This window comes from Aliinostoc sp. HNIBRCY26, assembly GCF_050235535.1.
GTDB lineage: Bacteria > Cyanobacteriota > Cyanobacteriia > Cyanobacteriales > Nostocaceae > Trichormus.
The window spans coordinates 5,741,235-5,760,671 of record NZ_CP189852.1; the positions used below are offsets into that span (position 1 = coordinate 5,741,235).

19 protein-coding genes are annotated in these 19,437 nt (G+C 38.6%); 10 read left to right on the forward strand and 9 right to left on the reverse strand.

Going from position 1 to position 19,437, the window contains the following annotated elements:
- The first annotated feature begins 175 nt into the window (after window positions 1–175).
- On the forward strand, window positions 176–1,609 hold the full coding sequence (locus tag ACQFX9_RS24300; RefSeq protein ID WP_427159153.1) for a vWA domain-containing protein: 1,434 nt from the start codon (window positions 176–178) through the stop codon (window positions 1,607–1,609).
- Between the two features lie 52 nt (window positions 1,610–1,661).
- On the opposite strand, the gene ACQFX9_RS24305 is transcribed toward ACQFX9_RS24300, so the two are convergent.
- The 3 genes from ACQFX9_RS24305 to ACQFX9_RS24315 form a co-directional block, all read right to left on the reverse strand.
- Window positions 1,662–2,513 (reverse strand): Rpn family recombination-promoting nuclease/putative transposase, encoded by an 852-nt coding sequence (locus ACQFX9_RS24305; RefSeq protein WP_427159154.1) that lies wholly within the window; start codon window positions 2,511–2,513, stop codon window positions 1,662–1,664.
- Window positions 2,514–2,923: 410 nt separating this feature from the next.
- Window positions 2,924–3,310 (reverse strand): hypothetical protein, encoded by a 387-nt coding sequence (locus ACQFX9_RS24310; protein ID WP_427159155.1) that lies wholly within the window; start codon window positions 3,308–3,310, stop codon window positions 2,924–2,926.
- A gap of 51 nt (window positions 3,311–3,361) precedes the next feature.
- Complete coding sequence (locus ACQFX9_RS24315; protein WP_427159156.1) at window positions 3,362–3,763, reverse strand: hypothetical protein; 402 nt, start codon at window positions 3,761–3,763, stop codon at window positions 3,362–3,364.
- A gap of 111 nt (window positions 3,764–3,874) precedes the next feature.
- Here ACQFX9_RS24315 and ACQFX9_RS24320 point away from each other — a divergent pair, with 111 nt between their 5' ends.
- Window positions 3,875–4,708 carry a hypothetical protein gene (locus ACQFX9_RS24320; RefSeq protein WP_427159157.1) on the forward strand — a complete coding sequence of 278 codons (834 nt, stop codon included), beginning with the start codon at window positions 3,875–3,877 and terminating at the stop codon, window positions 4,706–4,708.
- A 5-nt stretch (window positions 4,709–4,713) separates the two neighbouring features.
- Window positions 4,714–5,355, forward strand: a complete 642-nt coding sequence (locus ACQFX9_RS24325; RefSeq protein ID WP_427159158.1) for a HesA/MoeB/ThiF family protein — start codon at window positions 4,714–4,716, stop codon at window positions 5,353–5,355.
- A gap of 25 nt (window positions 5,356–5,380) precedes the next feature.
- Here the strand turns inward: ACQFX9_RS24325 and aroF are convergent, their stop codons facing one another.
- Window positions 5,381–6,253: a 3-deoxy-7-phosphoheptulonate synthase gene (aroF, locus tag ACQFX9_RS24330; protein ID WP_427159159.1), complete on the reverse strand. Its 873-nt coding sequence runs from the start codon at window positions 6,251–6,253 to the stop codon at window positions 5,381–5,383.
- A 744-nt stretch (window positions 6,254–6,997) separates the two neighbouring features.
- Between aroF and ACQFX9_RS24335 the strand changes: the two genes are divergently transcribed.
- The 4 genes from ACQFX9_RS24335 (at window position 6,998) to ACQFX9_RS24350 (ending at window position 10,292) form a co-directional block, all read left to right on the forward strand.
- Complete coding sequence (locus ACQFX9_RS24335; RefSeq protein ID WP_427159160.1) at window positions 6,998–7,492, forward strand: hypothetical protein; 495 nt, start codon at window positions 6,998–7,000, stop codon at window positions 7,490–7,492.
- 216 nt (window positions 7,493–7,708) lie between these two features.
- On the forward strand, window positions 7,709–8,446 hold the full coding sequence (locus ACQFX9_RS24340; protein WP_427159161.1) for a pentapeptide repeat-containing protein: 738 nt from the start codon (window positions 7,709–7,711) through the stop codon (window positions 8,444–8,446).
- Window positions 8,447–8,539: 93 nt separating this feature from the next.
- Window positions 8,540–9,364 (forward strand): SDR family oxidoreductase, encoded by an 825-nt coding sequence (locus ACQFX9_RS24345; protein WP_427159162.1) that lies wholly within the window; start codon window positions 8,540–8,542, stop codon window positions 9,362–9,364.
- A 22-nt stretch (window positions 9,365–9,386) separates the two neighbouring features.
- Window positions 9,387–10,292, forward strand: a complete 906-nt coding sequence (locus tag ACQFX9_RS24350) for an alpha/beta fold hydrolase (protein WP_427159163.1) — start codon at window positions 9,387–9,389, stop codon at window positions 10,290–10,292.
- Here the strand turns inward: ACQFX9_RS24350 and ACQFX9_RS24355 are convergent.
- From ACQFX9_RS24355 to ACQFX9_RS24365, 3 genes are all read right to left on the reverse strand, one after another.
- Window positions 10,282–11,151 carry a TauD/TfdA dioxygenase family protein gene (locus tag ACQFX9_RS24355; RefSeq protein WP_427159164.1) on the reverse strand — a complete coding sequence of 290 codons (870 nt, stop codon included), beginning with the start codon at window positions 11,149–11,151 and terminating at the stop codon, window positions 10,282–10,284. The genes ACQFX9_RS24350 and ACQFX9_RS24355 overlap by 11 nt on opposite strands.
- 692 nt (window positions 11,152–11,843) lie before the next feature.
- A complete protein-coding gene (locus ACQFX9_RS24360) occupies window positions 11,844–12,761 on the reverse strand; it encodes an alpha/beta hydrolase (RefSeq protein ID WP_427159165.1) in 918 nt (305 codons plus the stop codon).
- A gap of 189 nt (window positions 12,762–12,950) precedes the next feature.
- A complete protein-coding gene (locus tag ACQFX9_RS24365) occupies window positions 12,951–13,949 on the reverse strand; it encodes an RNA polymerase sigma factor, RpoD/SigA family (RefSeq protein ID WP_427159166.1) in 999 nt (332 codons plus the stop codon).
- Between the two features lie 730 nt (window positions 13,950–14,679).
- On the opposite strand from ACQFX9_RS24365, the gene ACQFX9_RS24370 reads away from it, so the two are divergent.
- Together ACQFX9_RS24370 and ACQFX9_RS24375 are read left to right on the forward strand one after the other, a co-directional pair.
- Window positions 14,680–15,153, forward strand: coding sequence for a peptidoglycan-binding domain-containing protein (locus ACQFX9_RS24370; protein ID WP_427159167.1), 474 nt, complete (start codon window positions 14,680–14,682; stop codon window positions 15,151–15,153).
- Between the two features lie 174 nt (window positions 15,154–15,327).
- Window positions 15,328–15,771 carry a DUF2127 domain-containing protein gene (locus ACQFX9_RS24375; protein WP_427159168.1) on the forward strand — a complete coding sequence of 148 codons (444 nt, stop codon included), beginning with the start codon at window positions 15,328–15,330 and terminating at the stop codon, window positions 15,769–15,771.
- Here ACQFX9_RS24375 and ACQFX9_RS24380 read toward each other — a convergent pair.
- Window positions 15,762–17,012, reverse strand: coding sequence for an ATP-binding protein (locus ACQFX9_RS24380; protein WP_427159169.1), 1,251 nt, complete (start codon window positions 17,010–17,012; stop codon window positions 15,762–15,764). The two genes, ACQFX9_RS24375 and ACQFX9_RS24380, sit on opposite strands and share 10 nt — an antisense overlap.
- 15 nt (window positions 17,013–17,027) lie before the next feature.
- A complete protein-coding gene (locus tag ACQFX9_RS24385; protein WP_427159170.1) occupies window positions 17,028–17,702 on the reverse strand; it encodes a response regulator transcription factor in 675 nt (224 codons plus the stop codon).
- Between the two features lie 606 nt (window positions 17,703–18,308).
- On the opposite strand from ACQFX9_RS24385, the gene ACQFX9_RS24390 reads away from it, so the two are divergent.
- A complete protein-coding gene (locus ACQFX9_RS24390; protein WP_427159171.1) occupies window positions 18,309–19,292 on the forward strand; it encodes a methyltransferase domain-containing protein in 984 nt (327 codons plus the stop codon).
- Window positions 19,293–19,437: the final 145 nt, after the last annotated feature.

Genomic DNA, 19,437 nt, shown 5'->3' on the forward strand with positions numbered 1-19,437 from the left:
CCATGCTTCTACAACTTGCGCGGTGACTTGATTATACCAATGCACTAAAATCATGAAACAGATCCAAATCTAGAAATCCTTACAAAATGTGGATTTCTTAATTTTGAATTTTGAATTTTGAATTGGTATTACCCCGCGTGCAACATCTGCCCCTCACATACTACAAGAGGGTTTTATGAATACCGCAGAACGTGATTTGCGCTTGGAAATGCTCAATAGTTTGCTGACAACTCCTCACCGCAAACTTGAGCAGGTTGCAGAGATACATCAGTTAATAGTTGAACTTGACCCTATTTTCTACGGACATTTAGCTGTTTGGTATCAAAATTATGGTGATGTTCGTGACCATAAGGAAGTGTTCATTGCACATTTGTTAACTAGCAATTTGACTGCACACCGAGATGCGGGATTTGTGATGCTGCAAGAGTTTCCGCCTTATCAGGTGGCGCGTGTGGTTGATTTCATGAAACAACAACGCAATAAAATGCCACGTTCGGCGCGCACTGCGGTACAGCGTTACTTAAAGACAAGGGAAAGTAATCCGGCTTTGTTCGATCGCGCGGCTTTGCGTGGTCGTCAGGCGATGAAGCATCTGTATGCTTCGCTACACATCAAACCTAGCGAACGCGCAAATGCTATTTTGTTCCGCAACACTCCGCCAGAGGGTTCTTTAGCGAATGTGTTGAAGCAGTTAGCTAAGGCAGAAAACGCCGCAGAACAAGCAAGGCTGATTGTAGAATTTAATCTTCCCTATGCGATCGCGATCGGTGCAATCAAGCAACTTACACCAGTTGTCTTGGTAGCGTTAATCAACAGTATGACACCGCAGGAAGTGATCAATAACCTCAAATCTTTAAAAGATAGAGGTGCAATGGATCATCCAGAGGTGAAAAAGTTGATTGACTCCAAGCTAGATTTAGCATCCAAAAGTGGACGAGTAGCCGCATTTAAAGCCCAAGTAGCCGCAGATACAGCCGATTTTGATGCAGACACCGTGGCTAAATTGGAGAAAGTCACCAACGAACAGGTAAAACGCCGGGGAACAATTTCCCGTCCAACCGCCTTACTGGTGGATAAATCTGGTTCTATGGATAATGCGATCGCGATCGGTAAGCAACTTGCTGCACTCATCTCTGGTATCACTCAAGCAGAATTGTTTGTTTATGCTTTTGATACTATTCCTTACGCTATTACTGCACAGGGTAAAGAGTTGACCGATTGGGAACGTGCTTTCCAACATATTAGAGCAGGTGGTAGCACTAGTATCGGTTGTGCATTAGAAATCATGCGCCAGAAAAAGCAGGTAGTTGACCAGATTATTCTAGTGACTGATGAAGGTGAAAATGCTAGACCTTACTTCGGTGAAGTATACAAGAATTACTGCCGAGAATTGGGGGTAATGCCTAATGTGGTAATTGTCCGTGTGGGTAGTTATTACAACTGGATAGAAACTCAACTCAAGGAACAGCAAGCACCTGTAGAAACTTTCACCTTTGCTGGAGACTACTACAGCTTACCTAACCTTGTTCCACTCTTGACGCGTCCCTCTCGCCTAGATTTGCTGATGGAGATTATGGAGATACCTTTGCCTGTGCGTGATGATAAGTAGGGTTATAATTTGGCATTGCTTGTCAGTAAAAATGATGAGCAATGCTCTTTTTTTAACTGTTTGTATTTTGCTCAAACCAAGCAACTAAATCAGACGCATTTGAAAAGTATAAAAGTGCTTCTCCTAAGCTTTCCAATTGCTCAAGAGATAATACTTGGAGACGTTCAGTTATTAATGAATCTATCTTACCAAAACGTTTACTTAAAAGGCGTAATGTATAGTTGAATGCTTCTTGCTGTTTTCCTCGTTGTTCGCCGCGTTGTTCGCCTTTCTCCAGAATATATTGATAAATCACTGATTCTTGCATAGTTTCCTCTCGTAATAATTGCAAAATCAAATTTCGTTCAAACTTTAAACCAGCTAAAATTTCAGTGTAAGCCGTAGTATTTTGTCTAGTCTCGATATCTGGAATTTTAGCAATTTCTTGGGCAACCTGGGATAATAAGGTTTCGGGTGAATCTGTTCTTGTTAGCGGTGCGAAAGGTAATAACGCCGGATTGTTCAGAAATAAGGCTGGATCTTGCTCCCACATTCGGATGACTCGATAGCGATGAGTTGTAACTTCGCTAACATATTCCTCAGTAAAGGCAATTTCGTCGTTTGTTTCTTGCAGAAAAATTACTACTTGTGTAACTGGAAGCTGATATGTACGTGTCAGTCTCACATAATAATCTAGCATTCTCAACCCGATGGGGGTTTTTGATTTGGTGCTAGTTTGAAATTCTATATGTAAGATGCGATTTTCTGTTTTTAGAAATATGAGTGAGTCAGCACGTATAGGTTCGATGCTCAATTCAGTCTTTAAGATTTCAATTGTTTGCGGTTCTTGATTTAATAACCAACGTGCAAAATCAAGGGGGTAATTTTCCGCCAGGATTTTACACAAATTGTCATATTCTGCCATCGAAATGTTATGTGATATTGGTTGTTTTAAAATATATTATTGCTTTTTGATACATCATTTCTGATCTTGTGATCTGGACAATAATCAATTTTTATTGTAGTATGTGTATTATATTCTGCGTGTCCCGACTGGTGTGAGCCTACATACTAGTACGAGAGGAAAAGTAACACTGTCAATCAGTGGCGTGTGAGAACGGGGAGTACGAAGAATCTGGGAGGTGGGCTTAGAAGTAGCCATCCTTGAAAGAGTGTTTAACAACTCACCAGTGGAGTCCCTCTAGTAACTGAGAACGCGCAATGCTCCACTAACTTACACGCAGGATTATATAACCATCTTCAATTATTGATAAAAGCTAATATCCCCCACTTCTCTTAAGAAGTAGAGGATATAAAATCTAACAATCAAGGAAGTTAATCTGCCAGTTTTGAATTTAATACTTGTATGGCGTTAAAGCCTCCTATTGTCTGACTGAAAAATATCATGGGAATTGTCAAAATAAATATGTTGCCTGTTTGCATAATAACTGGAATATTACCCATTACATTCAGTACCATCAACCCAATTGCTATGCCTAATGCGATTTTTGATTTACGTTGGACAAAAAATCCTAAAGCCAGATAGAGTACACCAGCAATTAATGAGATAGTTGCCACTAATAAATAATCAGGTAATCGACTACCAAGAAGAAAAATTAATATACTTACAAAAACATTCAAAAATCCAATTGCGTAAACTGCCCGATAAGCAGCTTTTATTTTTTTTCGAGCATCTGATAACTCTTGTATTTCTGAAGTCATATTTTACCTTTTACAGCTTAAAAAATATCCTGATGAATTACTTAATGAAACCTAAAAATCAGGGAGAGCTTTTTTGCGCCAAGTATGAGTAATTTGTTTGTATTGATTTTCTAATTCTTCGGTAGCACAAGTTAGATTACGTGATTTTTCCTCTAATTCTCCTACTTGTCCTGCAAATGCAACAGCAAAACCTAAAAGGAATAATGAAAATGCGCCTTTAAAGCCTTGTTGGAAAATAGAAAATACACAACTACCAAATGCACAAAATAATAAAAGCATTTGAGTCAGAACTATATACATAGCAACACGCGCTAAGTTTTTATAATCTCCAAGAGATGTTTCATTTGTAATTGCTGTATTTGTTTGTAAAAATCTCTCTAGTTGATTTTTCGCATAAAAAGATAACGCAATCGATAACAAGCATAGTCCGATATATGCAAAACGAAAAAGCATTGTTTTACCTTTGGGAAATATTTGTTTAATTGCTATCAAATACCTTTATGTTTTTTTATATACCTAAAACTGATATAAAGCTTCTGTAATTATCCTGAAAAAAGCTCAGTTATGACTGATATTCGTCAGCTAATTAATCAAATTGCGATCGCTCAAAGCAATTTGCAAACTACTCAATTTCTCGCGCCTTGTGTCAAAGGTGGAAAAGTCCGTACACGGGTAGCTGGAATGATTTACACCTTTACACCAAAGCCTAGTAAATTTGAAGGTTGGGGTATTTTTCAACCTGTGGACGAAAAAACAGCCAAGGTTATAGAAACAGCAGATTTACCCCAAATAGCAGAATATTTAGAGCATTTTCCCCAAATTCGCCTGATATTAGCGCACCAACTACAAAAACAAACTTGGTTAGCCTATCCCGTAAATGAAGCAGATATGCGTCAACGGTGGAAAATGGTGAAACCCATAGCAGTCCATTTAGTGACTGAAGGTAATATCTTTGAGCCAATCATAGCCCGTTGGCATGGTGAATCATGCTGGTTTGAAGATATTGATCGCCGTGCTGATCCGGTTGTTAGTGAAATTTTGCAATCTGCTATCAAGCAACTAATTCCTGTGGATGAATTGCAGTTTAAAGGGATGACACCAGAAATCCGCACTGTATATGAATTAGCAACTCAACGTGTTGAAGGTTTCTATCAACCCCAACAGGATGAAAAGCGATTGCGAAAAGCATTACAGATGGGTGGTGGTGAATTACAACAATTTAACGATCGCGGTGATTATTGGACAGTTGATTGGACTACGGCTGATGGTGTGCGTCACAGTAGCGCGATCGCCAAATCTGACTTGACTGTGATGAGTTCTGGGATTTGCTTGAGTGGACGCGATCGCGATTTTGATTTGCAATCTTTAGTTGCTGTGATGGAAGAACGGGAGTATTGAGGAAAATGAGTATATTTTTTCACGAACAGCTTTACCGTAGTCATGCTGTAATGGCAAAGTTGAAAAATTATCCTGTAACTATTTGTGGTGCGGGTGCATTAGGAGCTAATATTGCAGAAAATCTGGCTCGGTCTGGTTTTGATAAACTAACGGTGATAGATTGCGATCGCATTGAAGAACGCAACCTTTCTACTCAGCCTTACTACCGTGGTGATGTCGGTGCGTTCAAGGCGAAAATTTTGGCAAATAATTTATATCGAGCGATTGGGACTAAAATTGATGCCAAAACTAAGGAATTGACATCAGAAAATACGTCTCAATTACTTAAAGATAGCCAGTTAATTATTGATGTATTTGATAATAGCATCGCGCGTCAGGCGGTGAAAGATTATGCTGATCAATTCCAAGTTCCTTGTATTCATGCTGGGTTATCAGCTGATTATGCAGAAGTAATTTGGAATGAGGTTTATCGTGTTCCTTCTGATGTTCATGATGATGTGTGTGATTATCCATTGGCGCGGAATTTGGTAATGTTAACTGTGGCTGTGACTTGTGAGGCGATAGTTGCTTTTATCGCTACGAAAGAACAGCGTAGTTTTACTATTACTTTGAAAGATTTAGCAGTGCAATCTCTATGTTTTGCATGAGGGCTGAAGCCCTCACTACAAACCATTATGCTGCACGACAAATAGGGGTAGGTTGTAAGCCTACCCCGTTTGTGTTTGATATTTTCCGTCCGACAGCTGCGGCTACGGGCTTTAAACTAGCAACTAAATTCACCATATCTTCCAAAGATAAAGCTTGACGCGCATCAGATACGGATTTTTCTGGTTCTGGATGACATTCAATAATTAAGCCATCTGCACCACAAGCGACAGCAGCTTTAGCGACAGGCGCGACTAACTCCCGTTTACCGACGGCATGGGAAGGATCTACAATCACGGGTAAATGAGTAATTTGCTTGAGGGCGGCTACAGCAGCTAAATCTAAAACATTACGGGTGTAAGTATCGAAACTGCGGATACCGCGTTCACACAACACCACATCAGGATTTCCGTGGCTAACAATATACTCCGCCGCCATCACAAATTCTTCGATAGTTGCTGCTAAACCGCGTTTGAGTAATATCGGTTTACCTGCTTGTCCTAAAGCTTTGAGCAAGTCGAAGTTTTGCATATTGCGGCTACCGACTTGTAGCATATCAGCATGGGCGGCGACGACTTCGATTTGAGAAATCGCCATCACTTCTGTAACAACGGGGATATTGTAGCGCGATCGCACTTCAGCTAAAACTGCCAATCCTTCCTCTCCCATTCCCTGGAAAGCGTAGGGAGAAGTCCGGGGTTTGAAAACCCCACCGCGCAAAGCTTGTACAGGTGCAGCCCCTATATTTTCGGCGACTGTTTCCATTTGTTCCAAGCTTTCCACTGTACAAGGGCCACCAATTATGATCAATTCTTCCCCACCGAAAGCAACGGTTTCAGAAAGTTTGACGATGGTTTGGTGATTGGCGTGAGATTGTGCAACAAGTTTGGCGTTAATCATGATTTTACTCTCCTAATAAATTTGGGGATTGGGGATTGGGGATTGGGGACTGGGGATTGGGGATTGGGAAAATCCTACCTTGTCTACCTTGTCTACCTTGTCCCCCTTGTCCCCCTTGTCTACTTTCAAAAAAAAAGCCCAGAACCTTCAGAGTTCCGGGCGCGTATGATTTATCGACATGACGCTATTTACCCGGAACTTGGTCTAGGCCAGAAATAAAAGCTATAAAACCAGTTGCTGGAATAGGACATCATGACGAAATTTTCTCCTTAAAAAACAAAAACCGCAGAGTTCGCTCTGCGGTTCACCGGGCGGTTTCCATTAGGAAACTAATTCACCGCCGGTGAACCGCCTTGTACCAAAAATAAAAGTAACGATTGCTGCTGAACATTTTTGAGGTGGTAAGCTAAATAGATTAATGTAAGACTATATTAAAGATAAACATAACAGAAGGGTTTGGTAGCGTCAAGGCCAGTAAATACCCCAAAACAGGTGATAAACTCATGAGCAAACTGGTCATAGGTAATTATCACCAGCCAATTACCAAATCCAAACACTACATTTTCTGTCATCTGCAAAATTTAAGTTATTTATCTTTCGCTCCACAGTCAAATCATATAAATTCTATTTTTAGGATATTGCCTATGATTTCTATTGCCAAACTAGACGAAAAAAGCTTCATACACCAAAATTGTGCGTCTATCTAAATCAACTGTTAAGCACAAACTAGTTCAAATTTCAATTATGCCCAGGTCTAAAATCTTCACCACCAATTTTGATCCTCACGAGGTTTACCCCTGTCCAGTCTGTAGAGTAGGCAAGATTTCTCATATACCACTGATGGAAGCAATGGGGTGTGACTTTTGCCATGAGATTTTTACTATCAATGTGGAACAACAACAAATAAAAATGCCTTCTCGACAACCTCCTTTAATTTGGAGATGGAATGGTTTTAGTTGGTCAGAAGTTCAGTTAGAAGGCGTGGAATTAGGCTGGGGTTATGGTTTGGCTGCTATTAGTTTTGTAGTTTTGCCAACTTCCCTAATTGGTATGGTTGCTTATTATTTTCCTCCCCATCCTCATGACATCATTAGTTGGTTGCCGTACACTTGGACAATATTAACTTTTTTGTTACATTTATCAATTATTATTTGGCTTTTTATAGAAATTTATCAAATACCAATATCTGCATATGTACAAGCCTTGAATAGATGGAGAAATAGGCAAATGGAAAGATAATGAGCAAGCCAGACTAGTGCAACAGGCTGAAGTTTCGTATAAAAAGTTATTGATAGACTTAGCTAGCTGCGATAGGCTTATATAATGTCAGAATATTAACTGTTTACCGTAGAATCAAACTGTGTAAATAGTAACTCCGAAACAGCCCCATCCTATTTAAAAATATGGAGGGCTATATTTTTCTTACTTCAAGTTGATTCTCCATTAAAACATATTATGAACGAGTTGGAGCGGTACTATAGGGTATTAGAATTAGAACCTGGGGCGACGATTGAGGAAGTTAACCAGGCTTATAAAGATTTGGTGTTTGTCTGGCATCCAGATCGATTACCTAAAGATAATCTCCGCTTACAACAAAAAGCCCAAGATAAACTCAAAGCTATTAATGAAGCGCGGGAAAGATTGCGCTCTTTAAACGGTAAGCATCAACATATTTATCAGCCACCCAGAACTCAACCTCAAAAAACATCCACAGATTACTATCAGTCACCCAGAACTCAACCTCAAAACACATCCACAGATTACTATCAGTCACCCAGAACTCAACCTCAAAACACATCCACAGATCACTATCAGCCACCAAAACAAAATCCTGATTTAAGTGGTAAAGATTTCAGCCAAGCTAATTTAAGTAATAAAGATTTATCTGGTAGAAATCTTAGTTATGCTAACTTGAGTGGTGCAGATTTGAGTGATACTTTCATGCACAAAGTTATCTTGAGAGGTGCAAATTTATCAGAAGCTAATTTATTTAGAGCTAATTTACTCTTAGCTGACTTAAGAGAAGCTAACTTACGTGCTGCTAACTTAATTGGTGCGGATTTGAGTGGTGCGGATTTGCGGGGTGCTGACTTAACCGGCGCAAGAATTCGTTCAGGCGATCGCCTGCTGGTAAAATTAATTGGTGCAAACTTAGCTGGTGCGATTATGCCTGATGGTGAGGTGCATAAGTAGTTAATAGTCAATAGTCAATAGTCAATAGTCAACAGTCATTACTCATTACTCATTACTCATTACTCTTTTGTTTTTATCGCTTGCTTGATTTCTATGAACATTGTAATTATCGGGTGCGGCTATGTTGGTTGTGCTGTCGCTAAATATTGGCGGCAAAATTCATCTTTTAATATTACTGTCACCACAACTACACCTGAGCGTGTGTCATCATTAGAATCTGTTGCTGACAAAGTGATTGTTACCACAGGTGATGATTTAGAGGGTTTAAAATTAGCTACAGAAAATCAGGATGTTGTGTTATTAACTGTTGCTGCCAAAGGAGGACTTAGGTATCAAGAAAGTTATTTAAATACTGCACAGAATTTAGTGACTGTGCTTCAGCAAAATTCTACTGTCAAACAATTAATATATACAAGTACCTTCTCTATTTACGGCGATCGCAATGGTGAATGGGTAGATGAAGACACACCCCCCCAACCTACCACATCTAAGGGCGAAATTTTGCAAGCGACGGAAGAAGCCTTACTGCAAGCTGCTAGTGACAAGTTGCGCGTTTGTATCTTGCGCCTAGCAGGGATTTATGGTGATGGTAGGGAACTAATCAAAATCTTTAGTCGCTTTGCTGGTAAAACTCGTGCTGGTAGTGGTGGTGAAATTGCTAACTGGATTCATTTAGATGATATTGTCTCAGCTATAGAATTTGTCAGAAATCAGCAATTACAAGGTGTTTTTAATTTGCTGAATGATGCCAATATAACTAATAAAGAGCTACTAGATACACTCTTATCGAAATATAATTTACCCTTAATATCTTGGGATAGTTCAGTTAAGAGCGATCGCCTATATAATGCTAGAGTCTCTAACCAAAAAATTAAAGCCGCAGGCTATCAGTTAATCCATCCCCAAATCATTTTTTAGTAAATACAAAATTCTGGGAATTATGCAAGCATCTCCACCCACCCAGTTTTACAAATGGCAAAACTATCAATGTGCATACACATTACATCAACCAGATAATTACCAAGCTGAAGGTACACCTTTATTATTAATTCATCCCATTGGTGTAGGTTTATCAGGGAAGTTTTGGCAACGCTTTATCGATGAATCTTTTAATCAAGGCTATTCTAATATAATTTACAACCCCGATTTATTAGGCTGCGGCGGAGGAGATAAACCTCATGTGGCTTACACGCCTAAAGATTGGGCAGAACAGTTACAATATTTCTTACAAAATATCATCCAAAAGCCTGTAATTGTCATAGTGCAAGGTGCTTTACTAGCAGTAGCATTAGAATTGGTACAACTAGAATCAAATTTAATTGCTGGTTTAATATTTACTAGTCCCCCGACTTGGACTGTAATTACTAATCAATATTCAGCCTGGAGACAAAAGTTTTTTTGGAATTTATTTGATTCGCCTCTGGGAAATGCTTTTTATCGGTATGCACGTACTCCCGAATTTTTACAGTCCTTTTCTACCCGACGATTATTTGCTGTAGCTGATACAGTTGACGAGGAATGGTTAAATACTCTCACCGCAGATGCAGCCAATATGGCTACTCGCTACGCTGTCTTTTCCTTTTTAGCTGGATTTTGGAAACAGGATTATAGTAGCTTGATTGCTGCTATCCAAAAACCTACTCTAGTAGTTTTAGGAGAATCAGCTTCCAGTATGAGTCAGGAAGGAAAAGGTGAGACACCGGATGTTACTCTAGCCAATTATCTTGCTTGTTTACAGCAAGGGACTGGGGTAAAAATACCAGGGAGAAACGTTTTACCCTATGAGTCTACTACTGAATTTGTGCGTGCGATCGCTCCATTTATTGGAGTACCAGTCAAGATTTAGGGGTATTATCTATCACTCCTACACGCAAAGCGATACGTTTATACTTACTAGCATCGTAGGGAATACCTGCGTGCATCACTTGAGAGTTGTCCCAAAGCACAAGATCCCCTGGTTGCCAAACATGAGCATAAACCGGCGTGTGTTCCAGAACAGTCTGAAATAACTCCTGCCAAAATTGTTTTGCTAAATCCAATTGCTTCTCCATTCCCACAACAATTGATGTATCTGAGCCAAGATATAATCCCTTTTTTCCTGTTACCTGATGAGTGGAAACAATGGGATGTATTTTCATTGGTACATCCTCGCCTGGCTGATAACTTCTAGGCGGCAAATGATACATAGACATTTGCTCTAACTGTTGCTGATGGTCAGAATCGAGATTATTGTAAGCTTCTATCATATTGATAAATTCCGTGGTGTGGGGCTGACCATCAACCCCGACAGGAGGTATTTGCACCCCATAAAGCATCACCACATACAAAGCATTCATTGCTAAACCCTCTGTTGTGGGTAGTAAATCTTTGTCATGATGCCATTGCCAAGCAAACTTACCTATAATTTCCTGATTATCCTCAACAGGATTTCCTAAAATAGCTACACCCGAACTTTGTAAATTTGCATCAATTTTTGGATTTAGAGATTTAGCTGGATAATTAAAGCTAGACTCTCCAAAAGTTTGGTCAGCGAATTTCTTTAAATCTGATGCAGTTAGATGTTGATTTCTAATCACAATTACGCCATTTTCCCAAAGTGCATTTTTCAATTCACCTACTTGTTTGGTGGTAACTTGTTTCATATCACACCCTGGTAGCACTTCTTGACCAAGTTGAGGATGTTGCTTGACTGTGGTGTATTGCATTTTTTAAACCTTTTTATCTCAATATTTTTTGGTATAATTTTGCAGATAAAGTTATACCAATTCACAAGTTGATACCAATTCGCAACGATGCTCTCGCCCTGCTCCGCTAACGCAATGGACTAACGTCCCGCTACGCTAACGCAATTAAAAAACCTAGATGCAGCAAGATTTTCAAGGTTTAAATCTGTATCAGATTTTTCGTGAAATGGTATGAAATGTAAAATTATTTTGCTTGTTCAAGAAGGCTAATTATCTTCTGAACCAAAATTTAGCCTCGAAAATTACATCGAATTCCTATTTTTATTTCTAAACAAGCTCGCTAAAAAAATCGTCAATCTGTAGAAGGATATATCTTGCATACCCTACTTGGTAGCTTCGCTGATACCGTTGGCGAAATATTGCTTAAGAGGATGTTTGAAAAGTATCATTCCTAACACAAAAATCTTAACAACCTAACCCCCCTAGCCCCCATTCCCTTGTAGGGAATGGGGGTTTCAAAGCCTCTCTCCGTTTCGGGGAGAGGTTTGGAGAGGGGTTTCTAGTATACTTTTCGACTTTTCAAACACCCTCTAACATAAAAACGGCGCATTTTTGGTGTATTACACGGAGACGATTTTTTAGCTCTCCGTGTAATACACCGAAAAAAGAAAACTAATTTAGCTGTTTAGGGAATAAAATATTCAGCAGATTGATTAATGCTTCTGCATTGAGGCTTGCTTAAATTGCTTGCCTACGTAAATAAGTTGGTCTGCTAGATGTTTGTGCCAGTAGTTCCAGCCAACATCTGCTCCCACAATACCATGACCACCTGGAAAAGCATGGTATTCATTAGCAATTCCTAACTTATCTAGAATTTGATGAAACTGCCGAGTTGACGTGAGAAATTCTTTATCTTGCTCTCCAGCATCCAAATATGCTCTAATACGTTTACGTTCAGTCAATGGTATGGTTGCGATAAAATTTTGGGGGCTATTTTCCCTACTGCTTTTATCAATAAAGTAGCCACTAGAACTAAAGAAAATATTAAAGTTATTCAGGTGGCGTAAACCAATATTGAAAGCTCCCCAACCACCGCTTGACTGTCCTCCCATTGCCCAAAACTGCGCTTCATTCAACGTCCGATAGCGAAATTTTATAATTTGGACTAACTCTGAACCAATTAAAGTGCCAACTTTACCATTGGGGCCATCATAGTAATCTGAATCCCAAAACGAACTTGTGCCGCGCTTGTCGTTGCCATCTGGGGTAATAACTATTGAGTAAGGCAATTTGCCGCTTTTGTAAAGGTCATGTAGCACGGAGGTGACGGCGGCTTTATCCTGATAGGCACGAGCATCGCCATGTCCCCCGTGGAGTAGAAAAATGACTGGATAGCGTTTGTTTAGGTTCTTGGCATAATCGGGAGGGAGAATTAAGCCATATTGTCGCACTTCTCCCATTGCCTGGCTGTTGAAAGTTTTTAATTCAAAGGACAATCCTGTATTTTTTTCTACCTGCGGAGGATCAAGTTGTGGCACACCCGCAATGAACACATACCAATAGCTAGTTGCTAACAAGGTAGTCATTACAGCTATACTTGCTAATAAAATATTTGACCATCGTAACTGCATCTATAATTTCCTTGGTTTTTATTGCTGAAGAATACCAGATTTATGCTTGGTATGTAATTTGTTCATTATAAAAAATAAAAGTTGCTGATTGAAAATCTCAATAGCAACTTTTGAATGCTTGCACTGAATTACTATAAATTTTAAACAAATCTACTAGCAACTTAGTACAGACATTTTATGACCATATCATCAACTTACAAAATGACTATGTACCTGTTTTTTATACCTTCTTAAACTACACAAAGCTTGTGATTCTATTTGTCGGACTCGTTCTCGACTAATACCCATGCGTTGACCAATTTCTGCTAAAGAAATTTCATTGCCATCTGCTAGACCAAAACGTAAAGTTAATATTTCTCGCTGCTGGTTGGTTAATTTTGACAGTAACTTTTGAATATTTTGTTGGAGCAACTTTTGTTCGGTGTACAGTTCGGGAGAAATGCCATCATCTTCCAACATATTTTGTAATTCTGTTTCTTTTTCTAAGCCAACTTGCAATTCTAAAGAAATAGGTTGACGTGCTAAAGCTAAATACTCTCGAACTTGTTTTGGTTCTAAAGATAGTTTTTCAGCAATATCAAATGCTGTGGGAGTACGGCCTAAATCTTGAGCTAATTCGCGTTGGGTACGCTTGATTTTATTCAGTTTTTCTGTAATATGGATAGGTAAGCGAATAGTTCGCCCTTTTTCAGCGATCGCTCTTGTAATTGCCTGACGAATCCACCAATAAGCATAAGTAGAAAACTTATACCCCCTGCTAGGGTCAAATTTTTCAACTCCTCGCTCCAAACCCAAACTTCCTTCTTGAATTAAATCAAGAAAATCGAAATTACGTCTTTGATATCTCTTAGCAATAGATACTACAAGTCTGAGATTAGCTTGAATCATTCTTTGCTTGGCTTGATGACCTTGCTTGAGTTGTTTTACTAGCAATTCTTCGCTAAGATTTACGTTTTCAGCCCATTCTTTTGGCGTAGGTGGACGCTTTAATTGCAGAGTGAGGTTTTTTTTGGCAGCAAGTAAATTCATCATTCTTTGAATTTGCTTACCAAAATGAATTTCTTGCTCATGATTTAACAAGGGTATACGTCCAATTTCATGCAGATAAGTACGCACTAGATCAGCAGTAAATAAATTTTTCGGATTTTCATTGTCTACTGCTAAAGATTTATTGGATATATTATTCATATTTAATCTAGAATGCAGAGAAGCTTTTAATTACTGTCATCTTTGTTCTTAGCTTCATATTATTGGATAAAAGTCAAGAACTAGGAAAGATTTCTCTGATCCTCAGCAGATATAAAAATCTGGTTTATTTTTTTAGGTTGGGTTTTAGCATTCTACGAACGTCAATAGGCTAATTATCATCAGGGGGATGATATATAGTAAGCGTTTCATAATTACCTCTCTCAAAAATATACTGAAATCGAATGTAGCTTCTTTTTTGGGTTTTCGTATACAAATCAAATTATGATCAAATTAGCTCCAGAAATGTTGCTATGAAAGGGAATAGGGAACAGGCAACGGGCAACAGGGAAAACTAAGCCACCCACTTTCTTGTGGGGGTTCAACCTACCTTGCGATACAAAGATGATTTCGCCCACAAGGGGCGTTAGCGTAGCGGGACGTAAGTCCGGCTTAAAACCAAGATCCGGTTCTACTTTTTTCTTCTGTTCCCTGTTCCCGCCCTGAAGGGGCTTGTCAACGTTAAAAAAATTATATTTTTTTTTAACTTCTTTATTTGGAATTGATAATTAATTATCAATTAGACGGTCAGATATTTCTGATAATCGGTAGTCAGAATCCAAAAATAGTCCAAAAAATAATTTTTTCAATTTCTCATAAATCTTTCCAAGTTCTTCACTTTTAGCAATTAAATTTAAATTCATAGATTCCCCAAACAAGGAGATACGATTTTATGGCTAGTAAATTTGTGAAACTTGCTTTATCTATTGCAGCCTTCAGCCCATTATTCTTTTCTTCCCTAACACCAGCAAATGCGGAAGCTGTACAAGCAAAAAAACCAGCCGCACCTATTTCAACACACACATCTGCTACACAGATGAAAAAAACAATCACACCTATGTCAACCCAGGTGCATCCTAAAAATGTCAATGCTACTAAGCCTATGGGAGCGAACACCGCAGCATCTAAATCAACTACACTTATTAGTTATTCACCCCAAAAAGCACCAATTCTCCGTTTGGGAAGCCAAGGCAAAGCAGTCAGAGAACTTCAGTCATTCTTGAAAACACAAAAACTCTACAATGGAGCAGTTAATGGGGTTTACAGTAGAAACACACGTTCTGCTGTGATTGCTTTTCAAAAGTCTCATAATTTGAAAGCGGATGGAGTTGTTGGAGCAAAAACTTGGTCTGCTATAGTCCACTAATTAATAATACCGTTTGCTGTTCCAGAATATTTGATAAAAAGAGGGGAAAAGCGAAGGTTGATTGATCAAAATTATTTACATAAGGGATGGGAAGACAACCCGTCCCTTGATTTTTACATAAACTTTCTATTACTATATGATTGATCATAATACTAGCCAGATTAGTAAATTTAAATGTTGAAAAAACGTCCTTCAGTTTTAATAGCAATTGTTATTTATAAAGGCTTTGTTACTCTACTACTTACAGCTACATCTCTGGTTTTACTTCTGGCTTTTAAAAAACATGATGCCCTTGTGACATTTGCTGAATCTTATATGTTGGAAGGCAAACGCCAAGCTATTGAATTATTCCTAGAAAGAATTATTAATATACAACCACAAACTATAAAATTTAGTGGAATCGTTACTGGAATATATGCAGCTGTCACAGCGATTGAGGCTATGGGTTTATGGTATAAAAAAACTTGGGCAACTATATTAGTTATTGTATTGGTTGCTATTAGTATACCTCCCGAAATTTATGAATTAATTAAGGGAATAACAATTTTAAAAATTGTCATATTTACGATTAATATAGCTGTATTATGGTATTTAATCAAACATTATTATCAACATTGATTAAGTGGGATTGCTGGTAAATGCACAGTAAAAATACTACCAATTTCCAACTGGCTTGTAACGGTAATTAATCCCCCGTGTTTCTGAGCAATAGCTTGGGCAATAGCTAATCCCAAACCAGAGCCACCAGAATTATGAGAACGCGATTTATCTGCTCGCCAAAATCTCTCAAAAATATTTTCTAAATCTTTTGTCGCAATTCCTACACCTGTATCTTGAATATTAACTAATATATCGGCAGCAGAACGACTAGCTATTATTTCTACCGTTCCCTCTGAAGGTGTATAGTATATTGCGTTTTGAATTATGTTAGTAAACAAGCGTGTAATCTGATTTGTATCACCCAGCAGATAAAGCTTTTCCATCAAATGACTTTTCAGATGAATTTGTTTAGCGATCGCTTGCGGCTGATATAGTTGTACTAAGTTCTCTAAAATCGCACTGAGATTCACAGTTTCTCGACTGTGACTAGGAACATGATCATGACGAGCTAAAAATAGTAAATCCTCAGTTAAACGAGTCATTTGGTTAGTCGCACTAGAAATAGCCTGAAATTTTTCTGCGTCAGTTTCTCGCATTCCTGCTGGATACTTCAGTGCTACACCTGCATTACTTTTAATCGCCATTAAAGGACTACGAAGTTCATGGGAAGCATCAGCAGTAAACTGTTTTAATCTTGCAAAGCTTTTTTCAATTGGTTGCATTGCTTGACGAGTCAACCAAACTCCACCAACACTACTAATAATTAAAGCGACAAAAATTCCCCCGCATAAACCCAAGTCTAATTTTTTTAAAGTTTCGTCGAATTCCTCCAGAGATTGACTTGCTCTTACATATCCAATAGTTTGTTTACTATTCTTCCTAATAATGGGTAAAGTAACAGATTGAATGCGATTTTTATCAATTGTGTTTACTTGTTCCCCTTCTGTGAGAGGAATAGATAAATCGAAAGTATCACTTCCCTTTTTTACTATCAGATTACCTTGAGTATCAAACCAGTGTAAACCTTGATGGTTTGTCAACAATTTATTTTGACGTAAGTAATTGTCAATTTTTATTCTCCCATTCTCAAACTCTACATTAGCAGCAGCAAATTGTGCTAGTGCGGCAAGTTTTTGTGTTTGTTGTTTATAGAGACTATAGGTAAAGACAATCCGAACGGCAATTGCAAATCCGCCTAAAATTAATGATAATACAATTAAATAAGACAATAATAAACGACGACGAATTTTTGCAAACATAAGTGAGATTAGCCCTTATTTGGGACACAGACGATAACCAACACCATAAACAGTTTCAATAAAATCCTCTGAACTGCCTACCGATCTGAGTTTCTTTCTTAAATTTGTTATATGAGTTTTAACAGTTTCTTCACCAGATAATTTATCAAATTCCCACAATTTATTTAAAATTGCCGAGCGAGTTAAAACTTGAGTAGGATTTTGCAGAAAACATTCCAATATCATATATTCTTTATGTGTTAATGATAGAGGCTTATGTGCATAGGTGACATTGCAATTGTTAGTATCTAGTTGTAAATCACCGTGAATTAAAATTGCTTGACGAATTTCTGGACTTCGTCGAGATAAAGCTCTAATGCGTGCTGCTAACTCTTCTAATTCAAATGGTTTAACTAAATAATCATCTGCACCTACATCAAGTCCGATTATTTTATCTGATGTTGTATCAAGTGCAGTTAACATCAAAATAAAAGCGTTACAATTAGAGGTACGTAACCGTTTACAGAGACTAATCCCATCTAAGTGGGGCAACATTAAATCTAGTAAAATTAAATCATAATTACCAGCCTGGGCATATTCCCAACCTTCAAGCCCATCACTGGCAATATCAACAGCATGATGCTGATGTTTTAAATCTTCAGCTAATGGTTTGGCAATGCGCTCATCATCTTCAACTAATAAAATTCTCATCTTTTTATGCTGTTATTTAACTATTGATATAAGCTACTATTTTAATTAGTTTCTTTAAATCTAATATTATTTATACAGATTTATTTTAGATTAAAAAAGTCAAGAACTTGGAAAGACCTTTATCTGACACTGTTGGCAAATTCGGAAACGCTTATAGTCCTGTATTTAATTCAGCAATGAAACGATTGAGAGCTTTCAGTGACGCTTTGTATCCAGTCGCTTGCTTACCTAACTTCAGTTCCAACAAAATGCGATCTCGCACAGTGAGCAAGCTTTGCTGATCGCATAAAGCTTCAAGTGCTTCTAGTTGGGGCAGTAAGGCGGTTGAAGTTTGAATATTCTCATTTTCTTTCTCCGTGTATTACATGGTTAGTTTTTAGAAAACAAAACATTTCAGTTCGGTTGACATTCAAAAATTTGGCAGCAATTATCAGAGGCATTTTTGATTATGTAATACATGGCTTGAGGTCATACAACTACATCGCTTGACTCCTCAAGCCATCCGATCTACATAGGCATCTGCGAATTTGCCAACAGGTCTTTCCTGCTTTCCCCCAGCCCAGATAATAAGATAGAATTGTAAAGAAATATTAAGAATATACGTGCATGAATTGGTTTATTCCTGGGATGGGACTGCTGTTAGGACTATTGGCGATCGCCATTTTATTGTACTTGGTGACTGCTCGTCGTTATGAATCATCCAACTCCGTAGCCAATTCCTATGACCAATGGACTGAAGACGGGATTTTAGAATTCTATTGGGGTGAACATATTCATTTAGGTCATTATGGTTTACCGCCACGACGCAAAGATTTTTTGACCGCTAAATCTGACTTTGTACATGAAATGGTGCGCTGGGGTGGATTAGATAAGTTACCACCTCAAACCACCGTTTTAGATGTAGGTTGTGGAATTGGCGGTAGTAGCCGAATTTTGGCACGAGATTACGGGTTTTCCGTCACAGGTATTACCATCAGTCCCCAACAAGTCGAACGCGCGCAACAATTAACTGCACCGGAACTTGACGCACAGTTTCTTGTAGACGATGCAATGGCACTCTCCTTTCCAGATGCTAGTTTTGACGTTGTGTGGTCAATTGAAGCAGGCCCCCATATGCCTGATAAAGCAATATTCGCCAGGGAATTGATGCGGGTATTAAAGCCGGGTGGAATCATGGTATTAGCTGACTGGAATCAGCGAGACGACCGCCAAAAACCTCTGAATTTTTGGGAAAAACCAGTCATGCAACAATTATTAGACCAGTGGTCTCATCCAGCGTTTGCTAGTATTGAAGGCTTTGCAGAACAGTTGACAGCAACAGGACTAGTTTCTGGCGAAGTCATCACAGCCGACTGGACACCACAAACACTACCTTCTTGGCTAGATTCCATCTGGCAAGGCGTAATTCGTCCAGAAGGATTAGTGCGCTTTGGTTTCTCTGGTTTGATTAAATCCCTGCGTGAAGTCCCCACTCTACTATTGATGCGGTTAGCTTTTGGTACAGGTTTGTGTCGGTTTGGAATGTTCCGCGCTGTCCGGGCTGAAACTGTGGTAAAAGGGAACACAGAGAAGTTAGAAACTTATGTGTAGCGTAGTTTGTAGTAAGCACTTTAGTGCTTAGATCATCAGGACTAAAGTCCTTACTACGAACTTTGGCTGAATTATACCAATTTGAAAAAAGAATGCGACAGATGTACAGCCCCAAATGCTTGCTCTGTCTTGATTCTTAATTTTG

Excerpts from the sequence above, each read along its gene's own strand:
- ACQFX9_RS24360 (WP_427159165.1), bottom strand. The coding sequence starts at position 12,761 with ATGCAGTTACGATGGTCAAATATTTTATTAGCAAGTATAGCTGTAATG.
- ACQFX9_RS24320 (WP_427159157.1), top strand. The coding sequence starts at position 3,875 with ATGACTGATATTCGTCAGCTAATTAATCAAATTGCGATCGCTCAAAGC.
- ACQFX9_RS24390 (WP_427159171.1), top strand. The coding sequence starts at position 18,309 with ATGAATTGGTTTATTCCTGGGATGGGACTGCTGTTAGGACTATTGGCG.
- ACQFX9_RS24345 (WP_427159162.1), top strand. The coding sequence starts at position 8,540 with ATGAACATTGTAATTATCGGGTGCGGCTATGTTGGTTGTGCTGTCGCT.
- ACQFX9_RS24370 (WP_427159167.1), top strand. The coding sequence starts at position 14,680 with ATGGCTAGTAAATTTGTGAAACTTGCTTTATCTATTGCAGCCTTCAGC.
- ACQFX9_RS24380 (WP_427159169.1), bottom strand. The coding sequence starts at position 17,012 with ATGTTTGCAAAAATTCGTCGTCGTTTATTATTGTCTTATTTAATTGTA.
- ACQFX9_RS24340 (WP_427159161.1), top strand. The coding sequence starts at position 7,709 with ATGAACGAGTTGGAGCGGTACTATAGGGTATTAGAATTAGAACCTGGG.
- ACQFX9_RS24300 (WP_427159153.1), top strand. The coding sequence starts at position 176 with ATGAATACCGCAGAACGTGATTTGCGCTTGGAAATGCTCAATAGTTTG.
- ACQFX9_RS24385 (WP_427159170.1), bottom strand. The coding sequence starts at position 17,702 with ATGAGAATTTTATTAGTTGAAGATGATGAGCGCATTGCCAAACCATTA.
- ACQFX9_RS24325 (WP_427159158.1), top strand. The coding sequence starts at position 4,714 with ATGAGTATATTTTTTCACGAACAGCTTTACCGTAGTCATGCTGTAATG.
- ACQFX9_RS24355 (WP_427159164.1), bottom strand. The coding sequence starts at position 11,151 with ATGCAATACACCACAGTCAAGCAACATCCTCAACTTGGTCAAGAAGTG.
- ACQFX9_RS24365 (WP_427159166.1), bottom strand. The coding sequence starts at position 13,949 with ATGAATAATATATCCAATAAATCTTTAGCAGTAGACAATGAAAATCCG.
- ACQFX9_RS24375 (WP_427159168.1), top strand. The coding sequence starts at position 15,328 with ATGTTGAAAAAACGTCCTTCAGTTTTAATAGCAATTGTTATTTATAAA.
- ACQFX9_RS24335 (WP_427159160.1), top strand. The coding sequence starts at position 6,998 with ATGCCCAGGTCTAAAATCTTCACCACCAATTTTGATCCTCACGAGGTT.
- ACQFX9_RS24350 (WP_427159163.1), top strand. The coding sequence starts at position 9,387 with ATGCAAGCATCTCCACCCACCCAGTTTTACAAATGGCAAAACTATCAA.
- aroF (WP_427159159.1), bottom strand. The coding sequence starts at position 6,253 with ATGATTAACGCCAAACTTGTTGCACAATCTCACGCCAATCACCAAACC.
- ACQFX9_RS24305 (WP_427159154.1), bottom strand. The coding sequence starts at position 2,513 with ATGGCAGAATATGACAATTTGTGTAAAATCCTGGCGGAAAATTACCCC.
- ACQFX9_RS24310 (WP_427159155.1), bottom strand. The coding sequence starts at position 3,310 with ATGACTTCAGAAATACAAGAGTTATCAGATGCTCGAAAAAAAATAAAA.
- ACQFX9_RS24315 (WP_427159156.1), bottom strand. The coding sequence starts at position 3,763 with ATGCTTTTTCGTTTTGCATATATCGGACTATGCTTGTTATCGATTGCG.